15 protein-coding genes and 4 pseudogenes are annotated in these 22,460 nt (G+C 59.4%); 7 read left to right on the top strand and 12 right to left on the bottom strand.

What is annotated here, in order from left to right; genetic code table 11:
- Nucleotides 1–238: 238 nt before the first annotated feature.
- Nucleotides 239–1,468, bottom strand: coding sequence for an ATP-grasp domain-containing protein (locus tag ACZ89F_RS24995; RefSeq protein ID WP_476094679.1), 1,230 nt, complete (start codon nucleotides 1,466–1,468; stop codon nucleotides 239–241).
- Between the two features lie 882 nt (nucleotides 1,469–2,350).
- Between ACZ89F_RS24995 and ACZ89F_RS24990 the strand changes: the two genes are divergently transcribed.
- Nucleotides 2,351–2,482 carry a hypothetical protein gene (locus ACZ89F_RS24990; protein ID WP_476097368.1) on the top strand — a complete coding sequence of 44 codons (132 nt, stop codon included), beginning with the start codon at nucleotides 2,351–2,353 and terminating at the stop codon, nucleotides 2,480–2,482.
- On the opposite strand, the pseudogene ACZ89F_RS24985 reads toward ACZ89F_RS24990, so the two are convergent.
- The 6 genes and pseudogenes from ACZ89F_RS24985 to ACZ89F_RS24960 form a co-directional block, all read right to left on the bottom strand.
- Nucleotides 2,458–2,752, bottom strand: a pseudogene (locus ACZ89F_RS24985) (hypothetical protein). The gene ACZ89F_RS24990 and the pseudogene ACZ89F_RS24985 overlap by 25 nt on opposite strands.
- A 412-nt stretch (nucleotides 2,753–3,164) precedes the next feature.
- The gene (proB, locus tag ACZ89F_RS24980) at nucleotides 3,165–3,998 is read right to left on the bottom strand and encodes a glutamate 5-kinase (RefSeq protein ID WP_476094677.1); all 834 of its coding nucleotides are present in this window, start codon (nucleotides 3,996–3,998) and stop codon (nucleotides 3,165–3,167) included.
- Nucleotides 3,999–4,442: 444 nt separating this feature from the next.
- Nucleotides 4,443–5,442 (bottom strand): annotated as a pseudogene (locus tag ACZ89F_RS24975) (adenosine kinase).
- Nucleotides 5,443–5,555: 113 nt separating this feature from the next.
- Nucleotides 5,556–5,924: pseudogene (locus ACZ89F_RS24970) on the bottom strand (methionine adenosyltransferase domain-containing protein); the annotation flags it as partial.
- 483 nt (nucleotides 5,925–6,407) lie between these two features.
- Entirely contained in the window at nucleotides 6,408–6,578 is a 171-nt protein-coding gene (locus ACZ89F_RS24965) for a hypothetical protein (protein WP_476094675.1), read from the bottom strand.
- A 278-nt stretch (nucleotides 6,579–6,856) separates the two neighbouring features.
- Nucleotides 6,857–8,947, bottom strand: coding sequence for a prolyl oligopeptidase family serine peptidase (locus ACZ89F_RS24960; RefSeq protein ID WP_476094673.1), 2,091 nt, complete (start codon nucleotides 8,945–8,947; stop codon nucleotides 6,857–6,859).
- Between the two features lie 990 nt (nucleotides 8,948–9,937).
- Here ACZ89F_RS24960 and ACZ89F_RS24955 point away from each other — a divergent pair.
- The 3 genes from ACZ89F_RS24955 (at nucleotide 9,938) to ACZ89F_RS24945 (ending at nucleotide 12,084) form a co-directional block, all read left to right on the top strand.
- A complete protein-coding gene (locus ACZ89F_RS24955) occupies nucleotides 9,938–10,435 on the top strand; it encodes an aminotransferase class III-fold pyridoxal phosphate-dependent enzyme (protein WP_476094671.1) in 498 nt (165 codons plus the stop codon).
- 59 nt (nucleotides 10,436–10,494) lie between these two features.
- The gene (locus tag ACZ89F_RS24950; RefSeq protein ID WP_476094670.1) at nucleotides 10,495–10,686 is read left to right on the top strand and encodes a hypothetical protein; all 192 of its coding nucleotides are present in this window, start codon (nucleotides 10,495–10,497) and stop codon (nucleotides 10,684–10,686) included.
- 678 nt (nucleotides 10,687–11,364) lie between these two features.
- Complete coding sequence (locus ACZ89F_RS24945) at nucleotides 11,365–12,084, top strand: helix-turn-helix transcriptional regulator (protein WP_476097367.1); 720 nt, start codon at nucleotides 11,365–11,367, stop codon at nucleotides 12,082–12,084.
- Nucleotides 12,085–13,022: 938 nt separating this feature from the next.
- Here the strand turns inward: ACZ89F_RS24945 and ACZ89F_RS24940 are convergent.
- Nucleotides 13,023–13,274, bottom strand: coding sequence for a DNA -binding domain-containing protein (locus ACZ89F_RS24940; protein WP_476094668.1), 252 nt, complete (start codon nucleotides 13,272–13,274; stop codon nucleotides 13,023–13,025).
- A 143-nt stretch (nucleotides 13,275–13,417) separates the two neighbouring features.
- Between ACZ89F_RS24940 and ACZ89F_RS24935 the strand changes: the two genes are divergently transcribed.
- Entirely contained in the window at nucleotides 13,418–13,648 is a 231-nt protein-coding gene (locus tag ACZ89F_RS24935) for a helix-turn-helix domain-containing protein (protein ID WP_476094666.1), read from the top strand.
- 233 nt (nucleotides 13,649–13,881) lie between these two features.
- Here ACZ89F_RS24935 and ACZ89F_RS24930 read toward each other — a convergent pair whose 3' ends face one another.
- The 4 genes from ACZ89F_RS24930 to ACZ89F_RS24915 all read right to left on the bottom strand — a co-directional run bounded on the left by ACZ89F_RS24930 (nucleotide 13,882) and on the right by ACZ89F_RS24915 (nucleotide 20,345).
- Nucleotides 13,882–16,191, bottom strand: a complete 2,310-nt coding sequence (locus tag ACZ89F_RS24930; protein WP_476094665.1) for a S9 family peptidase — start codon at nucleotides 16,189–16,191, stop codon at nucleotides 13,882–13,884.
- Nucleotides 16,192–16,798: 607 nt separating this feature from the next.
- Nucleotides 16,799–17,515 (bottom strand): OmpW/AlkL family protein, encoded by a 717-nt coding sequence (locus ACZ89F_RS24925; protein WP_476097366.1) that lies wholly within the window; start codon nucleotides 17,513–17,515, stop codon nucleotides 16,799–16,801.
- Nucleotides 17,516–17,600: 85 nt separating this feature from the next.
- Nucleotides 17,601–17,888 (bottom strand): hypothetical protein, encoded by a 288-nt coding sequence (locus ACZ89F_RS24920; RefSeq protein WP_476094663.1) that lies wholly within the window; start codon nucleotides 17,886–17,888, stop codon nucleotides 17,601–17,603.
- A gap of 363 nt (nucleotides 17,889–18,251) precedes the next feature.
- The gene (locus tag ACZ89F_RS24915; protein ID WP_476094662.1) at nucleotides 18,252–20,345 is read right to left on the bottom strand and encodes a prolyl oligopeptidase family serine peptidase; all 2,094 of its coding nucleotides are present in this window, start codon (nucleotides 20,343–20,345) and stop codon (nucleotides 18,252–18,254) included.
- A 1,251-nt stretch (nucleotides 20,346–21,596) separates the two neighbouring features.
- Between ACZ89F_RS24915 and ACZ89F_RS24910 the strand changes: the two are divergent.
- Together ACZ89F_RS24910 and ACZ89F_RS24905 are read left to right on the top strand one after the other, a co-directional pair.
- A pseudogene (locus ACZ89F_RS24910) lies at nucleotides 21,597–21,773 on the top strand (transcriptional regulator domain-containing protein); the annotation flags it as partial.
- 115 nt (nucleotides 21,774–21,888) lie between these two features.
- Entirely contained in the window at nucleotides 21,889–22,404 is a 516-nt protein-coding gene (locus ACZ89F_RS24905; protein WP_476094660.1) for a DUF2285 domain-containing protein, read from the top strand.
- Nucleotides 22,405–22,460 lie beyond the last annotated feature (56 nt).

Genomic DNA, 22,460 nt, shown 5'->3' with positions numbered 1-22,460 from the left:
GCATCGAGATGATCCACGTAGGCAAACGACAGGAAAAGGTATGCCTTCAATCCGTCTGTCGAACGATTCGCCACTCTCGCCGCCTGATCCGCTATGTACCGATGCTTCCACCCGTCCCAATTCTGCTCCTTGGACCAAGACGCATCTCTCCCATGCTCTATTCACCGATATTCGGCGACGATCATCTCTTAGCTGGCGCCACCTGCGCTTGTGCGGGGGCTAAGGTGGCAGATTGTTCCTATTCGCCAACGGGCGGAAATGGTGTGATCGACCAATCGATTGAGTCGACGGCATCCTGAAGTATCGCCTCGGTCCGAGCAAGGCTGGGTGAAGCGGCGATGACATGTCCGAGACAGTCTCGGAAATCGCCTTTCCTGACGATCGGCATCTTGGGTTCAACATAGAATTTGACCTCGGCGATACCTGAGATAGCAGCCGCGCGACTGTCGCCACTGATCCAATCGAGGGTGCCATCGCAATCAGGAACCAGGAATCGTGCAGTCGCAGTCTGCGACTGCCGTCTGCGCAGATCCAATTCCTCGCCGATCACAAGCTTGATGTGCTCGGTAACGAGATCGACTCCGTAAGCCAGGCGAACCAGTTGAGGAACGGGCCCACCCGCAAGTCGGGGATTGACTTCAATGACGACTGGGCCACGCTCGGTCCACCGGAGTTCAATGTCCGTTGGCCCCCAGCCAAGGTTGAGAGCTCGCAAACAGCTCAGCGAAACATTGGCAATGCGCTCATGCTCGTCATCAGTCAGCGGGGCCGGAAGGGTCCACTCACGATAAACGAAATGCGGGGGGGGGCCGAAGTCCATGGTGCCAATCCCAATGAGCTCATTTCCCATTATCTCAGCCATGTACTGGGGACCATGTACGAATTCTTCGATCAGTATCCTCGGCGAAGACCGCCACATTTGCTTCTCGCCCAACAGATAGGTCGTATGTTCGGTCAATTCATCGAGCCTGCGGCACAATCGGACACCGACGCTGCCGCTGCCTACGCATGGCTTGACTACTACCGGCAGGCCGATTTCTGCGGCAGCGCTTTCTATGTCCATCGAATTCGCTGCCAGCCGATAAGCAGGTACCGGAACGCCGGCCTCTGCGAGGACCTGACGTTGAGTGAATTTGTCGCAGCGTTGCCCAATCAATGGGGGGTTCGGTCCCGCCAGATCGAAATACCGGCAGAGGGTGCCAACTGTCTCATAGGCCCTCTCGCTGGCAGACGTGATGCCAACAATATCATAGGTCGCACGTAACCGGGAACATTCGCGGATCAGCGCATCGAGATTGTCTGTCTCGACCTGGATGGCCCCACCCTCTTCCCCTGCAAGGTGGTCGTACCGGGATGAATCAGCCGACAGGACAATTGGATGAAGGCCAAGACGCTGGGCCGCTTGAGCGTAGAACATGCTACCCCTTGGGCCTTCAATCATGATGATGATGAGTGCTCTTCTTGCCATGGCTCTTGACTCCGATGTTGCGTGCTTCCTGGTTGTCCGAGTCCAAAGCGGCATCAGCCTTCGCTAAATTCAGACCTCGCATTGAACGTACCAGTCTCAGCGATTTGCGGTCGCAAAGATCGTGTAAATTTATGTGAAGGACCTGTTGCAACGGCTGGGTTAGGCCGCAACGACGATTTGCGGGTTGCTGGTCAGGCACCGAGAATGCGAATTGCTCGACAGGAGCATCACCTGTCGTTTTCGTCTCATCGCATCTGAATCATTTCGATACCGCTTAAAATCGCGGCGGCACTGGCGAATTGGGCGGCAAACCTGGAGTGGCCCCGGTTTGACCGGACAGGCAGCAGGTTGCATTAAGCACCAGCTGCTTTCGCTGTCTCGTCCGACAGTAACAACGCTTTCTACTCTGACCCACTCAGCTTAACTTCTCGATTGGTCATGCACTTCCCTTCCACGGGAATCGGTGATCGCAACGTCACCAGCGTGCCGTGGCCGCCACTCGCTTCAGAGCCAGCGCCGGCCTCTCTTCAGAGCTTTTTGCAGAACCTTCAGAACACTATCGGCCAACCCAACATGTTCTGTTGCGGCATGCCGATCGGCATTTCCAGCTTGTCATATCTGACGCTGGTGTTTGCTGCTCGTCCGCCTCCATATCGACGCGATCTGGCCCGCTCGGCAGTTCAAACACCGCCTATGGGTCCTCGAATGTTTCAACTATCTGACCGCGCACGCGACAATTGCCAACAGACCCTGTTTCCCTCGGACGCGCGGTCGCCGCCTTCGTCCTGCAGGCGCTCGACGGTTCGCTGCGGCCGGAAATCGCTGAAGGGCTGATGGCGAACTGCGGGGTCCAGGCCGACTGGGGCAGATCCTCGCGATCATCTGCGTGACCGCATCCGGCGCGCCGTTCGGCGCGGCCATGCGCTCATGGTTGGCGGATACAGGGACTTCCTTGCCGGACAGCCTAACGGAAGGCACAGCTTTATTGGTCAGCTAGCGAACAAGTCCTTGTAGCCGGTCGTGACCCCAGTTTGCACGGTCGAGATGACTGCGAAGAGCCTTACGGGCGCGCTCCGGTTCGTGTGCCGGATCAATGCCGAGGATCCCATGCCGCATTTCCTCTAAAGGGGCGTCGTCGGCCGAAGCATTGAGCAGCTGCATATAGGTCGTGAAATGCTCTTTGTCGTAAGCCCTAAGGCTTTCCGACCAGGGGACTCGTCGAACTGCTGCTGCTGCTGCGAATCTCGCCTGTGCTGTGCTGGAGCTAAAGCAGCCTGTTCCCAAAATGGGACCGAAATCGGGATTAGTCGGTGAGCCGGTCTTCAACTGACCGGTTCACCTGCATGTCCGAATCTCTTCGATCGCCGCGCCACCAGCGGCTTCTGGCCAGGCTAATTTCGTTACGAAGGCCAACGGCCTGACCCAGGAGCAGGTGGCTGAGAAGCTTGGCTGTCCGCAATCCTTCGTGGCCAAATAGGTGGAGAGCGGCGTCTCGATGTCATTGAGTTTCTCGACGTCACTGCGGCGCTTGACGGTAATCCGTGTGAGATTCTGTCCAGCCTCCAGTTATAGCGGGCGTCCGCGCCTTTGCGGCGGTGAGCCCGGTTTCCTTCGGCAGCCTCAGACGGTCTCGGCCGTCCGGCAGCCTGTAGGCTGCTGACGGTCGCGGTCCAAATAACCGCGCACGACCCTTCATCTAGGGCGCGCTGGCATAGGTCTCGCACCAGCCCTGCCTTTGGCGGACTGAATGAACCATGTTGATGGCCCACCATTCTCGATCGCGGCGAGCGGGTAAGGTTTGTTTCCTTTGGCGATGACCACTTCGCAGCCCCGCGTCCATGGCTATCCTTGCTGCCATCAATTTGGTCACCATGCCACCCGAACTATGGCGAGCGGGGGAATGAGCGGCCATGGCCTCTATCTCGGGAGTAATGCATCGCACCTCTTTCACCAGCCGCGCCAACGGGTTGTCGTGTGGATCTGCCGTGAAGAGGCCGTCCACATCGGAAAGCAGAATAAGAACGTCGGCGTTTACAGTCTCTGCAACCCGTGCCGCCAGCCGATCATTGTCGCCAAGAGAGATCTCGGCCGTTGCGGTCGTGTCGTTCTCGTTGATAACGGGTACAGCGCCGACCTTGAAAAGTTGTTCAAGGGTCAACTGTGCATTGAGGCGGCGATGCTGGTTGTCTATATCTTCACCCGTCAATAACACCTGCCCCAGGCCAAACCCATGGCGTTTCAAATTCTGTTCATAGGCAAGCATCAGTCGAACCTGACCAATCGCGGCGGCCGTTTGCTTCTCCTCAATTCGCAGAGGCCTATCCAAGTGATTGAAGTGACATGATCCAACCGCAACAGCACCAGAGGTGACGATGATCACCTGTTGTCCGCGTTTGAAAAATCGGACGATATCTTCTACCAGCGCTTCCAGCCAAGGACCGCGTATCTCTCCGATCTGCGCATCGGCAATCAGTGCGGAGCCAATTTTAACGATCAGCCGGCGAGCCGACAGTAATTGGACCGCGCTCATTGTTGCTGGCACCGAGTTTTGCTGCACTAGAAGTGAAGACACGCCTCTCTAATCCTCCTTGGCAATTCAACAACCGTCCGGTGAGCCTGAACAGGCAATAACAATGATATCGAGTCTACGGCTCCTGAGCGTCACGACCTCTTTAGGCCGCGCCAGAACGTAAGCTAGAGTCGGCCACCCTCTAGTAAGAAGAAGGAGGTCTAAGGCCAACCTGCGTCGGGGAGCGGACTAAAGGATGTCTCAAACGTTGTGGTGAACGTACCATTGTCAGCGATTTGCGGTTGCAAAGATTCTGTGAAATTATCTGTAGGATCTGCTGCATAATTTAATTACCGGTGACGTGCGTCGAGCGGCTCAAGGATTTTGGAGCAGGTGCGATGTTCAAGGTATAGCAGTTTGACCAATCTGTGATCCTGCTGGCGTGCGCTGGTTGTGGCCCTCGTCTCACGGTAAGGCGCATGCGACATTCGATTTACCCGCGCTCCCCTGGACAGCCTGCAAAAGGGGGAGGTGGGGAGCTAGCCCTTGAACAGTCCGCCTGACGCAGCCCGCCTGTTCGGCCTCTCTGCACAGATTCTGCCTTGGCCTTGGGCCGATCTGCTGGATGACCAGCCCGGCCGCCAGCGAGCCGAGATCGCCGCACTGCTTCAGGCTTCGCCCTTGCGTGTAGCCGTAGAGGAAGCCGGCGGCATAGAGGTCGCCGGCGCCTGTCGTGTCGACCAGCTCGCGGATCCTGGTCGCCTCGATGGTGACGGTCTCGTCGCCGTGGACGATGACCGAGCCCTTTTCGGAGCGGGTGACGGCGGCGATCTTGCAATCCTTGCGGATCTGCGCCAGCGCCTCGTCGAAGGAGGCGGTCTGGTACAGCGACTTGATCTCGTGGCTATTGGCAAAGACGATATCGACAGTACCCGAGCGCATCAGCTCCAGAAACTCCTCGCGGTAGCGGTCGACGCAGAACGAATCCGACAATGTCATCGACACTTCGCGCCCGGCTGCGTGGGCGAGCTTCGCCGTCTGCCGGAACGCTTCCTTGGCGCGCGGCGGGTCCCAGCTCGGTCCGGAGGATGTCGAGGCGGACAAGGCGTCGGGCGCCGCCGTCACCTATTTCGAGGGCTATCTGTTTGAGCGGCCTGGTGTCGAAGGCCACGCCCTGGGCATGCATGTCATGGGCGTAGATTTCGCCGAGCGTGTCGTTCGAGACCTTGCCGAAGAAGGCGGCGCGCCCGCCGAAGCTGGCGACGCCCGCCGCCGTGTTGCCGGCGCTGCCGCCCGAGGCTTCGATGGCCGGGCCCATGCGGCTGTAGAGCAGCTCGGCGCGCCTCGTGTCGATCAGGTTCATCGCGCCCTTGATGATGCCGTTCGTCTCCAGGAATGCCTCGTCGCACTGGGCGATGATGTCGACAATGGCATTACCGATACAAAGCACGTCATAGTCCGGCATCAATTCATGTCTCCGCCAAAAAACCACCGGCTTTCTGCCACGCCGGGCGCGGGCGGGTCTTTTTGACGAGCGTGGAATGAGCTGCCGTATGCCGCTGACCCAACATCCGCGCATCACGCAGCTGCCGGTCCTGCCTCGCGCCGCAGGTCGTCAGCTCTGTCCGTCCTTTCCCAGGTGAACTCAGGCTCTTCGCGGCCGAAGTGTCCGTATGTCGCGGTCTTGAGGTATATCGGGCGTAAGAGATCAAGCATTTTGATGATGCCTTTTGGTCGGAGATCGAAAAGCTCAAGAACAGCGCGCTCGATCCTTTTTTCGTCGATCTTTGCTGTTCCGAAGGTATTGACCAGGATAGACACCGGCGCGGCCACACCGATCGCGTAGGCAAGCTGAACCTCGCAGACCTCCGCCAGGCCGCTGCAAACAACGTTTTTTGCGACGTACCGCGCCGCATAGGCGGCCGAGCGATCAACCTTGGACGGGTCCCCCCGAAAAGGTGCCTCGACGGATTCGGAAGAGAGAACACGAACTGCCTAGTCATGGAATGGCCCTCGCTTCGGGTGTGCTGGAGTTGTATGGTGCATTTTGATTATCCCGCGTTATCTGTCGGTGATGCCAGGGACCTCGGTGGCAATAGAACCGCGAGTGAGCTGTGCGGCGTAACGGGATAAACAGACGTCATCTTCTTTTGACTAACCTCAGACTTGGCGGTAAATCCGACTAGATTGCCGAGAGAAACGTACCACTTGTCAGCGATTTGCGGTGGTGAAGAGTCTTTAAATTTGTTGTAACCGGCGGTTCACGATTATGAGGTACATCGCATGTCCTCAATTCCGTCTTTGCGGCGGTCGAGGCATCGGAATCGTTTCGGTTTCCGTTTTGCTGAAGGCCCTGCGCAAGAATGGTCGCAGGTCCTCGCCCGAGCGGGCGCATCTGCTCGCCTCCTTCATGACAGCGGGCGAGGACTTCTACAGTACGAGCTCGGCGGCGATGTTGTCCGTGAAGAAATACGAGATATCGAGTTCCGGCGTCACCCTGTCCGAATAGGGAAGACCGGAGCCGGGCACTGCATTGACGTGACCCGAATCCTCAGTGGTGACTTCCAACGCACGCAGGCGGATCTGCCAAGGGCTGGGCATTCCGTGACCGAGGCTCCCGCGTGCGGGACGCTCGCGGCTTGCGCAAGCTCGGCCGCCACGGCCTGCTGTCCCACCAGCATCAGGACGACGGCCGCTGTTACTCCGCGCGCCACGTTCATTCGCTTTGTTGCCGTGATATTTCTCCTTGCTTCAGAAATGACAGACTGCATTGTGAATAGTCCTGCCGTATTAAGTGAGATCGACAGAGCTCTGGCTCGCATTTCGCGTAAGCTGTGTACGCATTATTTGCGCCGTTCTCGCCGTCGGGCTCCCGGTCGTCATTGAACGCCATCGTCTTGCCAACCGATGGCACTGCGAAGGAAATTGTTGCCCAAGGCAATGAATGCGGCCCGCTCGCGATTGTCCTTGCCGTAGCTGTGCCCGCCCGCGCTCGGCTCGTAGAAGTAAGCGGGATAGCCAAGCGCCTGCAGCTTTGCGGCCATCTTACGCGCGTGGCCCGGATTGACGAGGTCGTCCCGCATTGTGGTGGCGAGCAGGACCGGCGGATAGGGCTGTCCCGGCGTCGCCGCGTGATAAGCAGAGATTTCCTTCAGGAAAGCCCAATCGTCAGCCTTGTCGGGATCGCCATATTCGTCGATCCAGATCGCGCCCGCCAAAAGCCTAGTGTAGCGGCGCATGTCGACAAGCGGAATTCTGCAGAACAGCCCGCCGAAACGCTCAGGATAGCGCGTTAGCATATTGGCGATCAGCAGGCCGCCATTGCAGCCGCCCTCGGCGGCAATCCGCCTCGGCACCGTAATGCCCCTTTGCACGAGGTCGGCGGCAACCGCGGCGAAATCGTCATGGGCGAGACGCTTGCCCTCCCTGCGCCCGGCCTCGTGCCAAAGCGTGCCGAACTCGCCGCCGCCGCGAATGTTCGCCAGCACACACGTGCCGCCGCGTTCGAGCCACAGCTTGCCGCGGAAAGAGTTGTAGTGGGGCAGGAGCGATATGCCGAACCCGCCGTAGGCGGTGAGGTGAACCGGGGCATCCCCGCTCACGTTAGCCGGGCCGACCTGCGTATAGGGGATCATCTCACCATCGGTCGAGACTGCCTCGTGGCGCGTGACCATTAGCCCGGATGCGTCGAAACTCTCCGGTTCGCGCTTCATGATCACTGGTGCGCCGAGAGACGCCGCGGCATTGACGTCGAATAGGAGAAGCTGCGGCGGCGTGATCGGGTCCTGAGCCGAAATGAGCACCTCTCCATTGGTCTCGTGATGTTCCGCATCGAGTGAGCAGAGGTGAACAGTCCCTTCGGCGGGCACGGTATCCAGCGCTCGGCGCGTCCATTCCTGGTGGCCGGGGGTGAACATCTCGAAACGCGGAACAAGGTTGACGAGATAGGAGATGATGAGCTTCCCGTCATTCCAGAAGAACGACTGCAGGGAGTGCCTGTCGCCTGGTTCAAAGAGGGTGGCAAAATCGCGCTCGCCGCCGATAAAGGAGGAGAGGGAGATGCCGATCAGCGCGTCCGCCGCATGGGTCGTCCCTCCCACCGTCCAAGGCTTGCGCGGCCTTACCGCCAGCCAGTCGCCGAATCCATTCCACCGGGCGTCGTGAGGAAGGTCGATCTGCATCATCGGCCCGCTCCTGTCGCCGATTCGGCCGATCTTCTCGAAGAAGGCCGGCGTCTCGATGAACCAAAGGCGCTCGCTCTCGGCTGTGCGGTCCAGTTGGCCAGACACGCCGTTGGACTCGAAACCGGTCTCAAAAATTACCCGTGCAGTGAGCGGATCCGCGCCACGCTTCCACAACCGAACGGTGCGCGCGTAGCCGGAGCGGGTGGTCATGCCATCACCAAGCGCACTGGAAAGCAGAAGCGTGTCAGGGTCGAGCCATTCAATGCCGCCCTTGGCCTCGGGAAGATTGAAACCGTCGCCCACAAAGCTCAGAGACACGAGGTCGAATTCGCGATGCACGACCGCATCGCTGCCGCCGCGCGACAGGCGCAGAACGGCTCTTTCGCGCGTCTCCGGCTCGATCGCCGCGCTGCCCCAGACCCAGTCTTCTCCGTCGCTAGCCGCGAGGGCGTCCAGATCGAGCAGCAGCTCCCACTGGGGATTCGCCTTCATATAGGCGGCAAGGGTGGTCCGGCGCCACAGTCCGCGCGGATTTCCGGCATTTTGCCAGAAATTGTAGAGATGCTGGCCGCGGCGCGTGATCAGGGGAATCCTGTCGGGACGGTTGAAAATCGCTGTCAGTGCCGCCCGGTCGCGCTCGAACTGCGCTCCACCGAACTGCTTCAGGGTCTTCGCCGACTGGCTGGCGGTCCACGCAAGTGCCCGTTCTCCCTCAATATCTTCAAGCCAAAGATGGGGGTCATCATCGGGAGCATTCAGCGTTGGACGGAAATCGAATTCGGTCATGTCCGGACGTCCAGAGGAATGAAAGCGCAATGGCATCCGTCTGCTCGGGAACGCTCAATATTTGAGGCGGCCCCCGCATGTTCGAAAAACGTGATCATGGATGAGTTCTTCCCAGTCGGTCGCGCGTCGCAGTGCTTTTGCGCATAGGACTGCAACCGTCGTGCCAACTGGCAAAACCGTTTCGAAATAATGCGATCGCTCTCACAGCGTCGTGTCACATGTTGGACATCGTCGAGAATCCGACAACGAGCGAACCCCGTAATCACCGGATCGACCTCCGGCGCGATAAGCGGCACCGTGCAGAACTCAAGCGGTGAAGCTCGCTCCGGAACGCTTCACGCACACGGAGTCAATGGCAGCCACCATGAGGCGATGGATGCCTTGAGCGACCAAGCCGGCTGCGCCTGTGGGTCTCCACACCGCCTACTGGAGAAAAGCGGAGATCCGAGGAGGTATGGGGCGCCCGCTTGGGCGACCTGATGGTTGTCCAAGCCCTGCCTCAATCTTGGCCTGCACCGTCCCCTGTTGCATTTTCGAAGCCTATCGAACGCGCAGCAAGCTGCGTTCGACGGAAGACATCGGACTGGTCCTTATCGCAACTTGGGCTGCAGGCAACGCGTCGTCAATGCAAGGTACGACGGTTCAGGAGACCGGGCGCTTGGCTCGGTGCAGTATCTCGGCAATGCGGCCATTAGTCGACGGTGTTTCGCTGACGCCGCGCAGTGGGCATGTCCGCAACAGGGGCGGTGCGGGCGCAAGTCTGCCTGGGAAATCGGCTGCAGCAGGGGCAAGCAGAGCCTGGCCGCGCTCCATCTCCATACCGTCCGCAAAGAACGCTCGGCGTGAGCACCACCAAAGAAACGATCTGCGCGCCTCGCCGCTTCGTTTTGCGGGCCACTGACCAGTCGGCTTCACCTGTATAACTATACAGGCTGTCATAGCGTGAAACTTGGACTCCAATGGCGGAAAATTCCCCCAGGAGACCTCCCGATGACTGAGCTTATAGCGCCGGCGCTACGACAACTTGCCCAAGCGCGTCATGGCGAAAGCGAGCAAGCATTCTCCAAGCGCTGTGCCGATGAACTTGAGGCATTGATCCTCGCCGAAGGCCCAGAAACGGTTGCTGCCTTTATCGGAGAGCCGGTGCTTGGGAAAGGCGGCATCGTTCCGCCCCCAAAAGGATACTGGACGGCGATTCAAGCGGTGCTCGACAAGTACGATGTCCTTCTGATCGCCGATGAAGTGGTCTGCGGCTTCGCGCGAACCGGTGAGAAATTCGGCTCTCACGTGTATGGGATGCGTCCGGGTTTTGTGACCATTGCCAAGGGCGTGAGTTCAGCCTACCTGCCCATCTCCGGGTCAATTATCGGCGACCGCGTCTGGTCGGTCTTGGAACAAGGAACCGAGAAGCACGGCCCACTCGGCCACGGCTGGACATATTCGGTCACACGCTTTGCGCGGCAGCCGCGCTTGCCAATATTAAATTGATAAAGGAAAGGAATATCTTGGAACATGTTCGGGATGTCGGACCGTACTGGCATGCCCGCATGAAAGCCGAACTGGAGGAACATCCCATTGTTGGCGAGGTTCGCGGCGTCGGTGTTCTGTCCGCCATGGAACTGATGCGGGATCCTAAAGGGCGGGTACCGTTTGAATCCGGACTTCAGGTCGGCGTGCCGCCGCCGCTGCTCTGTTTGAGAATGGTGTCATCGGCCGGGCTATACCGCGAAATCAGTTGATACGACCTATCGCGCTCTGAAAGCAGAGGGCGCGATTTGATCTTCGCGGAAGTCGGCGATGTTCGATAGGACTGCGGCCGGCAGTGGTTAAATTCCACAGGCGTTAGCGTAGAGCGCGATCGGGGTTTGGTCGGACCGCGGCCCGGTAAGATGCGGACATGTTGAAGGATGTATCAGCCCTTTGACCGCGCTCCTGGGAGGTGATGTGCCCAACGATGTAACAGACCATACTCTTTGCGATCCCAGAGGCAATTCGTTTGCAACGCCCAGCCTGCCGCCGCTGTCTGGCCGCCACGCGGCCGCGACCCTAAGCGCGGCGCGCCCTGCCGGTGCACACCTCCCCACCGGCAGGGCTATGTTTCTCAAATCGCTGGATGGAGTGGCTGCAGCGCGTACCATGACCAAAGATCCTAGAAGGAGAATGACTTATATCCCTATGATACATCAAATTTCCCCATCTCCAGTACGAAGGTTGCCGCCGCTCCGCATGACCTAGCGAGTTAGAGGCGGTGTCCACCTGCCCGCCAATGCCGCACCTCGCCACGAAGGAAACGCGGCGAACTCCTGACAAGTTCCCGTAAGCCACCGTCGGCCAGTAGGTTGACAATTGGAGCCTGCATGTCCGGGTGACAGCAACATCGACAGACAAGTTGAGGTCATAGAGGCATGGCGAAGGACATGCGAATTGTCTTTGAGACATTCCTGGAAAAGTTATCAGTAAGTGTCGATGAGGCCGGTTTCCGCGGCGCCGTGGCCGAGGTGGCCTCAGAACTCGGCCTACTCGCCTTCGCGTACGTCTCGCTGCCACCACGGTCTAATATCAATCCCACACTGATCTCGAACTATCCGGCGCCCTGGACAGCGCGCTATCTTGAGCACCAGTACCAGACCGTAGATCCGGTCATCGTTCGCGCCCGCTTGGGCGGATGCCCGTTCCGATGGGGGCCAGGTTTAAAGGGCGGTGAGGTTTCGGGGGTTCACGTTTTCGAGGAAGCGGCCCAGTTTGGCATTTGCTGCGGCGTGACGATCCCGATCATCGACCGACGAAACAGTTTTGCGGCGATTGCCTTTGCCGCTGACGACCCCGATCCGGCATGTTTCCGCTTGGCGCAACACCATGAAGAGGGTCTCCCATATGTCGCAACCTGTTTTTACATGTTCGTTCGACGAAAACTGTCTGGCGACCGAGTGGTGAACGGTGTGTCGCTGACGTCGCGCGAATACGAGTGCCTACAAGGGGCAGCACGTGGCAAGTCGGCATGGGAGATAGGTTGCATCCTAGGGATCACACGGCGCACGGCTGAGTTTCATTTGGGCAAGGCCCGCAGTAAGCTGGGCGTGACAACCACCAGGCAGGCGATTGCATGTCTTGCCGCTTCGGGCTTTTCGGGTCACTGACAGCTTCATTCTTGGACGACTGCGCAGGCTTCACTCGCGTAAAGCTTCGCCTCGACTGCAACTTCGAAGTTTCACCGGCGATGCTCCTTAGCGGTCCCGCGCTGTGGGCGCCGATGCTTCCCGGGTGGCATGATCTTTCGACGTCCGCCGGGCGGGGGGCACGGTCATGCCCATATCTGTCGCGCCAGATGCCGACTCGGTCTTCATATGACAGCAACGCTCCTTCGACGCTGTCTGATCGGGCCTGGATGTTCTTGCATTGCGATCCGGCATTCCAGCATGATCTGCGCGCTGCGTTACAGCAGGCCAATACTCTCTCGCGGACCCTTTTCTCCACGTAATTGCGTCGGCCGGCGATCTCTCACGCTGTGTTTTGTTTTCGCCGACTTTTACAGGCGCAGTGCGGCCGTGTTCTGGTGTCCGCACAGCTGCCAATATGTACTGCCGGTCGTTGCAGAACAGGGCCTGCTCATTGCCGAGCACCGTTCGACCTGGCGCATTGCCATGTCTCGCTTCGCTCCTATCGATGCCCGACAAAGCCAGCATCTTCTTCGTCCCAACGCCGAGCATACGCTTCACTCGCCGTCTCGGGAGCGGACATCCTGCATTCCGTCTGCTTGTGTACGGAAGCGATCTGGCCGGCGATGCTTTCGAAGAGAGCGCTCGAGTGGTCTGGCCAGGCTAGACAAACGTTCGCCCGCTTGTTCTGCCCGACAAACGCGACGCCCGATTGACATTCGTCCTTCGTGCGCTCGACGGCGCTTGTCGTCGCCTTTGCATCGCGGCATCGCTGAGGCGCTGATCGGCGAAAGGCGCTTCAACTCCGAACGTTCGTTGCGATCACGTGCGAGATCGAATCCGCCGCTCCGTGTCTAGCGGGCGCGCGCTGACGAATGGCGGGGACCGGGACTTCCTCGGCTTGACAATTCCGCTTTGCGTCAACCGGCGAACAGTTCCTTGTAGCCGGTCGTGACCATCCAGTTCGCGCGGTCGATATGGCTACGAACAGCCTTGCGGGCGCGGACCGGTTCGAGGACGGGGTCGATGCCGAGAATGAGTTCGGCCATTTCCTCTACGCTGGCGTTGTCGGCGCAGGCGTCGAGGATCCGCAGGTAAATGGTGGAATGCTGCCTGTCGTAGCTCGTGATGCTGTCTGACCACGGGACTTCGTCCATAATTTTTGGCTTCATGCGCGCTTTTACTGTTTGATTTCGAGCAGATGGCGATGGCCGGCCGATGGGGGCCCGGCGAGCCAGTTCACTAACGGGCTAACCATAATGAATAGGAACGATCATTCCTAGAGGATGTTTCCTTTTCAGCGCCTATCTCGCCCGTGGATCTCAAAGAGGTCATGGCGATCAACATGCGTCGCTTGCGCCATGAACAGGATCTGACGCAGGAAGAGTTGGCTGCACGTGCGGACCTTAGCATGCGCTATGTGGGCTCGATCGAGCGTGCCCGCGTCTCCGCAAGCGTCAGCGTGCTTGGGCGACTCGCGAAGGCATTCAGCGTTGACCCCTGCGAGCTCATAAAACCGCCGCGCGGGCATCGCATAAAAAATTAACTTCGGCGGATGCGGGAACTTCGGCCGGCTCTAACGATGCATGCGCCTTCGGGCGAGCTCGTGAAACGGGGCCGCCTTTCTTCGGCATTCAGTCGGACTCGGTCACTGGGTGCAGCGGCAGCCACAAAGATCCCCGTGGACAGTCAAAGCGGCGTCAAACATGACGTCTCGGGGACGTTAGTCGGAAATCGGGCACCTCATCCATTAACAATGGCTGAGCCATCCTTCTCGATTCACGTGCCGTTCCAGTCGGGTGGGGTCTGACCGAGAATGTTGCGAACGAAGAAGTCCAGGAGTTTGCGCTCAGTATAGATGCCTGGCACGCCGTGATCGGCACCAGGCACATAGACCATGTCGAAATCTTTTCCTGCCTTGATGAGCCGATCGGCAAGCTGGAACGAGGAGGACGGATCGACATTGTGGTCCAATTCGCCGACCACGATCATCAGCTTGCCCTGCAGCCTGTGAGCATTGTCGACGGCGGAGGATTGCGAATATTCAATGCCGACTGGCCACCCCATCCACTGTTCGTTCCACCATATCTTGTCTATCCGGTTGTCGTAGCAGCCGCTGTTGGCGACCGCGACCTTGTATAAATCGGGATTGAAGAGCAGCGCGCTCACCGCGCTTTGGCCGCCGGCGGACGTGCCGAAAATGCCGACATTGGAGATATCGTACCACGGATACCTCGCGGCCGCCGCCTTGTGCCACAGGATGCGATCGGGAAAGCCTGCGTCCTTCAGATTTTTCCAGGCAACATCATGGAAAGCGCGCGAGCGGTTGTTGGTACCCATGCCATCGATCTGCACGACGACGAAACCTAGCTGCGTGAGCGGCTCTATCTCCGTCGAGAAGGATTTTGGGACGAAGGAGAAATCTGGCCCGGGATAGATATCCTCCACAACAGGGTATTTCTTCGTCGGGTCGAAATTGGCGGGCAGGTGGATCACGCCCCAGATATCAGTATTGCCGTCGCGCCCCTTGACATGGAAGCTGAGCGGCGGCCGCCAGCCGGCGGCGACAAGCTCGGACATGTCGGCGGTCTCGACCTGCATGAGTTTGGCATTGTCGCTGGCCCGGTAGAGCACCATGCGCGGCGGCAGATCGATGCGCGACCAGAGATCGACATAATAGCGGCCGTCGGGCGAGAACTCGATATGGTGGTTGGCCGGTTCGGGTGTGAGTGCAGTCAGCCCCTTGCCGTCGAAGCCGATGCGGTAGGCATGGACGAAATAGGGGTCCTCCTCCGGGTTCACCCCGCTCGCCTCGAACCAGATCTGGCGCTTGACCGGATCGATATAGTTGACCCCCCGGACCACCCACTCACCTCGGGTGATCTGGTTCTCGAGTGCGCCCGTCCGGCCGTTGAAAAGATACAAATGCTCGTACCCGTCGCGCTCGGACGCCCAGATGATCTCCTTCCCGTCATCGACATCGTAACGAAAGGTTTTCCCGGTACCTTCCTGGTTCATCACCAGCGGCTGGTAATCAACGAAGGTCTTACTGGTCTCATCGATCAGCGAGCGCGCGCGGCCCGTGGCGGCATCTACCTCGACCAGACGATAGAGCTGATGCCCGCGCTGGTTATATTCGAAGGTGAAGCCGCGGCCGTCCTCCCACCATTGGAGAGAGGAAAGTTCGAAGGGATTCGAAAACAGGGCATTGTCGATCACGATCTGGCGGCGGCCGGCAATGTCGAACAGGACCGGCTGGGGCAGCGGAAGGACATCGCCCGGCTTGGGATAGACGATTGTCGAATATTCGCGCTGCAACTGGTCCGTCGACGAATCGAGGTAGTGGAGCTCCCGCTTGAAGCCGGGGCGAACACGGTAAGCCGCGAGGTGGCGCGAGTCCGGCGACCAGCTCAGTGTCCAAAAGACGTAGTAATTGCCTCCGGATCCATCCCGGCTCAGCGCAACTTCCTGCAATGCGTCATTGCTGCGCAGGAAAACATTGTAGTTCTTGATATAGGCGATCCATTTGCCGTCGGGTGACACGCTCCTCTGGTCGGGGTTGTTCTGCGCCGGTGGCGTGTAGTAGTGGCTGAGCTGCTGAAGGTGCGGGGCGTCCACATCCAATGTAGTGCTGGTGCAGGCATAGCTTGCAAGGTCGCAGCTCCACCGGACCTGCTCGATCAGGAAATCGAGCCTGCGACCATCGTCGGTCAGTTTGAAATGGTGGAAGGGAAGATCGCCGGCCTGATAGCTCTTATGGCTCGCCTTATTTAGCGCCGCCGCCAGACGCGCCTGATCGAAGGCGGTCCGTTTCAAACCCGTGTCAGCATCGACCCGCATGAACTGCTGCTCGCCATGGGTAGTCCGGCGGTATACGAACGCGTTGGCTCCAGTCAGCCAGAACGGCCCCTCGGGGACATTCACGGTGAGCCCGCGATAGCGATCGTTGATCGTCAGTGCCCGCTCCAAATCGCTCGGCGCTAGCGGTGGATGTGCACCGTTCGAACCGTTGGCCAGCGCCCGAGCGGTTGCCGATCCCGATGCACCTTGAATTGATAACGCGGGCGTCAAAGCGCCGATCTTGAACATATCTGTTCACCTCTTTCGGTTTTCGGAAGACGCATTGTTGGATCTGGCTTTTCATCGCCGGTGTGCAGCAGCGTTGAGCGTTGCTCGAAGGAGTCAGCACGCGGGTGCAGCCGAGACGGCAGTCACCATGACCCGTGCGCCCTACGCGGATATCCAGGAACTGGCCGGTGACCAGACTGAAGAGTTGGCATCCGAGCCAGCAGGGTATTTTCCATGTCCACAATGATGGAATGTTCAAAGCCCCATGACGCTTGCAATCACACTCCCTTCCTTTTTCTACACCTGGAAGGGCCGGAATTGGGCCCGGCACAAAGCGTTGGCGATTGACATTCTCTGCATGGCTGTCGTCAGTCCCTTGATCCGTGTCCGGATGAAGGATGCAATATGCGCGCCAAAGGAAAATGCCTTTTAAATCAAGGCGATCGGTCGGACTGGCTGTGTCGATGACCGACGTTAACGGCGCATATCCGACAGCTCGGACAACCCCAACATTGATTTGGGTGTATGTCGGGTTGACAAAAGTGGACCGTCGGGCCGACGGCAAAAGGGCGCACGAGACGCCCTTCATTTGACTCGGCTGCGCGTAAGCCGCCTTCGCCTTCCGTTGTCAGAAACGGTAGGTGACACCTGCGCCTATCAGCCAGGGATCGAGCTCCGCCTTCCCCGTCAACTTCTTGCCGGCCACGGTGACGTCGAAGTCTGGCTTCAGGAAAAGCTTCTTCACATCGAAGTTGACGCCCCAGTGCTCGTCCACCATGTAGTCGAACCCGACCTGCAGTGCGGTGCCGAACGTGTTCTTGACCCTGAGATCGTCGGCGCTGCCGGCCTCCTGATGATAGAATATCGTATAGTTCACGCCGGCACCGACATAGGGCTTGAAGGCGCCGAAATCGGTAAAATGGTACTGTAATGTCAGCGTGGGCGGGAGCAGCCAAACCTTGCCGATATTCCCCAGCGCGCCGATCGAGCCCTGGCCAGCTATGTTGGCATAGGTGGTGCCGAGGATGAGCTCGGCGGCGACGTTGTCCGTGAAGAAATACGAGATATCGAGTTCCGGCGTCACCGTGTCCGAATAGGAAAGACCGGAGCCGGGAAGCGTATCAACGTAGCCCGAATCCTGGGTGATGACCCCCAAGCCACGGAGGCGGATCTGCCAAGGGCATGGCCATCCCGAGGCCAAGTCTCCTTCGTCCGAGGCCAAGACTGCTACTTCCGGGACGCTCGCGGCCTGCGCAAGGTCCGCCGCGGCGGCCTGGTGTCCCATTACCATGAGGATTACGGCCGCTGTTATTCCCTGGGCCACGCCCACTCGCGTTCTGGCCATGATATTCTCTCCTTTTTCTTCAGAAATGGTGCGCTGCACTACTACAATCTCCCTATGCTCAATTTGTATTGAAGGAATCTCATGCTCACTTTTGACGAGACTCTGCCGTCGTTATCTGCGCATTCGCGCAATCACGGACCTGTGCTACTTTTTTTGAATCGTTGCCCTGTTTGGCGGCGTATCGAGCGCCATCGTCTTGCCAGCCGATGGCACCGCGAAGGAAATTGTTGCCCAAGGCAATGAATGCGGCCCGCTCGGGATTGTCGTTGCCGTAGGTGTGCCCGCCTGCGCTGATCTCGTACAAGTAAGAGGGATAGGCCACCGTAGTAACCTTGCCGAATATGTCCCCAACGAGCGCAGGCGGATCGGCCAAGGGCTTGGCTCTTAGATTGGTGTCGTAGAGGGGCACGGGGGAGGCGGAGGGGGAGGCGGAGAGACGCACGGGGCTTGTGGATGGTTCGTCGCGACAGCCTGCTGTGCCAGCAGCATCAGGACGACAGCCGCTGCTACTCCCCGCGCCACGTTCATTCGCTTTGTTGACATGATATTTCTCCTTGTTATTCAGAAATTACAGACTGAATTGTGAATAGTCCTGCCGTATTGAGTGAGACAGAGGTTATGGCGCGCATTTCGCGCAAGACATGCACGCATTACTTTAACCTTATTTGCACCGTTCTCTCATGTCGTCGGTCTGTACTCACTCATTCGAAGTTCATCTTGTCGGGGATCCCGGCCGTCATTGAGCGCTATCGGCGTACCAGCCGATCGCGCTGCGAAGGAAATTGTTGCCCAAGGCAATGAATGCGGCCCGCTCGCGATTGTCTTTGCCGTAGCTGTGCCCGCCCGCGCTCGGCTCGTAGAAGTAAGCGGGATAGCCAAGGGCCTGCAGCTTTGCGGCCATCTTGCGCGCATGGCCCGGGTGGACGCGGTCGTCCCGCTTCGTGGTGGCGAGCAGGATCGGCGGATAGGGCTGTCCCGGCGTGGCAGTGTGATAGGCGGAGATTTCCCTCAGGAAAGCCCAATCGTCAGCCTTGTCCGGATCGCCATATTCGTCGATCCAGCTCGCGCCCGCCAGGAGCTTGGTGTAGCGGCGCATGTCGATAAGCGGAACCCTGCAGAACAGCGCGCCGAAATGCTCAGGATAGCGGGTAAGCATGTTGGCGATCAGCAGGCCGCCATTTGAGCCGCCCTCAGCCGCAATCCGCCTCGGCAGTGTGATGCCCCTTCGGACGAGGTCGGCTGCAACGGCGGCGAAATCGTCATGGGCGAGACGCTTGCCCTCCCTCCGGCCGGCATCGTGCCACAGGGTGCCGAACTCGCCGCCCCCGCGGATGTTCGCCACCACACACGTGCCTCCGCGCTCGAGCCACAGCTTGCCGAGCGGGGCGTTGTAGGAGGGCAGGAGCGATATGCCGAACCCGCCATAGGCGGAAAGGTGAACCGGGGCATCACCGTTCCCGTTCGCCGGCCCGACCTGCGTATAGGGGATCATCTCACCATCAATCGAGACTGCCTCGTGGCGCGTGACCACCAGTCCGGATGCGTCGAAATTCTCCGGGTTGCGCTTCAGGATCACTGGAGCACCGAGCGGCGGCACGGCATTGAGATCAAATAGGAGCTGTTGCGACGGTGAGATCGGGTCCTGAGCCGAAACGAGGACCTCTCCATTGGTCTCGTGATCTTCCGCATCGAGGGACCAGAGGTGAACAGTCCCTTGCGCCGGCACCGTGTCCAGGGCTCGGCGCGTCCATTCCTGCCGACCCGGGGTGAACACCGCGAAACGCGGGGCGAGGTTCGCCAGGTAGGCGACAATGAGCTTCCCGTCATTCCAGAAAAATGACTGCAGATAGCGCCTCTCGTCCGGTTCAAACAGGGTGCTAAAACGGCGTTCGCCAGCGATGAAAGAGGAAAGCGAGATGCCGATCAGCGCGTCGGCGGCATGGGTCGTCCCTCCCACTGTCCAGGGCTTGCGCGGCTTTACCGCCAGCCAATCGCCGAAGGTATCCCACCTGGCGTCCTTAGGAAGATCGATCTCAATCTTCGGCCCGCTCCTGTCGCCGATTTGGACTATTTGCTCGAAGAAGCCAGTATTCTCGGTGAACCAAAGGCGCTCGTTCTCGGCGGTGCGGTCCAGACGACCAGACACGCTTAGGGACTCGGAACAACCGGCCTCGAAGATTGCCGGCGCGGTGAGGGGATCCACGCCACGCTTCCACAGTCGCACGGTGCGCGCGTAACCGGAGCGGGTGGCCATGCCATGGCCAAGCGCACTGCAAAGCAGAAGCGTGTCAGGGTCGAGCCAATTTATCCCGCCCTTGGCCTCCGGGAGATTGAAACCTTCGGCGACAATGCTCAAAGACCTCAGGTCGAATTCGCGATGCACGACCGCGTCGCTGCCTCCGCGCGACAGGCGCAAGACGGCTCTTTCGCGCGTCTCCGGCTCGATCGACGCGCCGCCCCAGACCCAGTCTTCTCCGTCGCTAGCCGCGAGGGCGTCCAGGTCGATCAGCAGCTCCCATTGGGGATCCGCTTTCATGTAGGCGGCAAAGGTGGTCCGGCGCCACAGTCCGCGCGGATTTCCGGCATCTTGCCAGAAATTGTAGAGGTACTGACCACGGCGGCTTATCGTAGGAATCCTGTCGAAACGGTCAAAAATCATCGTCAGGGCCGCGCGGTCGCGCTCGAACTGCGTTCCCGCGAAGTGCTTCAGGGTCTTTGCCGACTGGCTGGCGGTCCACGCAAGTGCCCGTTCGCCTTCTACATCTTCAAGCCAAAGATGGGGGTCATCGTCGGGTGCATTCAGCGTTGGACGGAAATCGAATTGGGTCATGTCCGGACGACCTGAGGAATGAAAGTGGAATGGCTTCCGTCTGCTCGGGAACGCTCAGTGTTTGCGGCGGCGCCGGCATGTCCGAAAAACGTAGTCATGGATGAGTTCTTCCCAGTGGGTGCGGCGTACGCAGTGCTTTTGCGCATAGGGCAGCAACCGTCGTGCCAACTGGGAAAATCCTTACCGAACAATGGGATCGCTCTGGCAGCGCTGTGTCAGATGTCAGACATCGTCGAGAATGCGACAACGAGCGTCCCCCGTAATCACTGAATCAACCTCCGGCGCCATCGGTGACACCGTGCTGAACTCAAGCAGGATCGGCTGCGGATGTGCTTTAGACACCCCCAGCGGCAAAAAAACCGGAGGATTCGAAGAAAGGGATAGGGCGCCGCGTGGGCGACCTGATGGTTGCCCAAGCCCTGCCGCAATCTTGGCCTGCACCGTCCCCTTGGTGGGATTCTTGAACTCTGTCGATCAAGCCAGCAAGCTGAATTCGGGCGATCGCACGGATTGGTGCCTATGCAACTTGGGCTGATGTCGGGCCCCGTCCGATGTGCGATACGAGGGTTCAGGAGAGGGGGCTCGGGCTCGGCATAGTATCTCCGCGAGCCGGCCAATGGTCGGCGATGTCTTGCTGACGCCGCGCATTGGCATGCCCGCAGACTATGGGCAGTACGGGGCAAGTCTGCTTGGAAGAACCGGCTGCAGCAGGCGCTAGTGAGCCCCGGCCGTGCTCCATCTTTTACCCGTCGCAAAAAGGCACTGCGTGAACACCACCCAAAGAAGCGATTGCGCACGTCGCCCGTTCGTTTTGCGGTCCACTGAACGGTCGGCTTCACCTGTACAACTATACAGGCTGCCATAGCGTGAAACTTGGCCTCCAATGGCGGAAATTCCCCCGAGGAGACCTGCGATGACTGAGCTTATAGCGCCCCCCCTACGACAACCTACCCAAAACCAGCTTGCAATCCACGGCCGCGCTACTGCGCCTTCAAGGCAGGTCTGGAACGCGACGCAGGAGCCGATCACCGCTATCAAACTGATTCCCTTGGCGTGCTCAGGCCGCGCTGGCTGTCGCTGCGCGGGTTCGACGGTCTGGTCGCCATTTGCGCGCGTCTTTTGCCCTCGACATTGCCGATGGCACACGCTTCGACGAAACGGCGCCATCGAGGTCTGGGGCCTTCGGCACCGGTGCTTTGCCAGGCGGCATGACGTTTCGACGTCCGTGCAAGCGGGCAGGGGGGCACAGTCATGCCTACAGCTCTCGTGACTGGCGCGGATGAGGCTGATTGGCGGGATGAAAGATCATACAATTACACCGCTGGTCTGACACCGCGCGAGTGGGCCTGGGAGTTCTTGCGCCGCAATCCAGCATTCCAACTTGATGTGACCACTGCAAGCCAGCTGGCCAAGACCTGGTCTCACCAACCGTTTCTCGACGTGGTCGTGTCGGCCGGCGACCTGTCGCGCTGGGGTGTCCTGTTTCGCCGAGTCTTATGGGCGAAATTCGCTTATATTCTGGTGTCCGCTCTGGTGCGTTCATGTGCTGCCGGTCATTGCAGAACAGCTGTCCGCATCCTCGGTGACATCGCCGTTCGAGCTCTCGGCATTGCCATGTCGTGCGACGGTCCTGCTAGCGCCCGACAAGGGCCAGCATGTTCTTCTTCGCAATGCGGAGCATACGCTCCAGCTCGCCGTCTCAGGCGCCGATATCTTGCACCCTGTTTGCCTCCGTACCGACGCCATCTGGCCCGTGACGCTTTCGAAGCATCGCCTGAGGACGCTCGAGTGTCTCAATGTTCTAAGTCTGGGTCAGCAACTGCCTGCCCGCTTGTTTCCGCGGGAAAAACGCGGTCCCCGTCTAAACTTCGTTCTTCGTGCGCTCGACGGATCGCTTGCCGGGGCGTCACATCGCGAGCTCGCCGAAGCGCTGATCGGTCAATGCCGCGTCCATGCCGACTGGAGGGATCCTCGCGATCATCTGCGCGACCGCATTCGCCGCGCCGTCTCTCGTGGCCGTGCGCTCATGAATGGAGGGTATAGAGATCTCCTCACTTGAAAGTGACAGTCCGCCCTGTGCGTCAGCCGGCGGAGCGACAACAGATCACCACCGCT

It is taken from the genome of Mesorhizobium sp. USDA 3734 (assembly GCF_056279665.1).
Note: the sequence above shows the minus strand (reverse complement) of the source record. Positions and strands in the feature narration are given on the sequence as shown.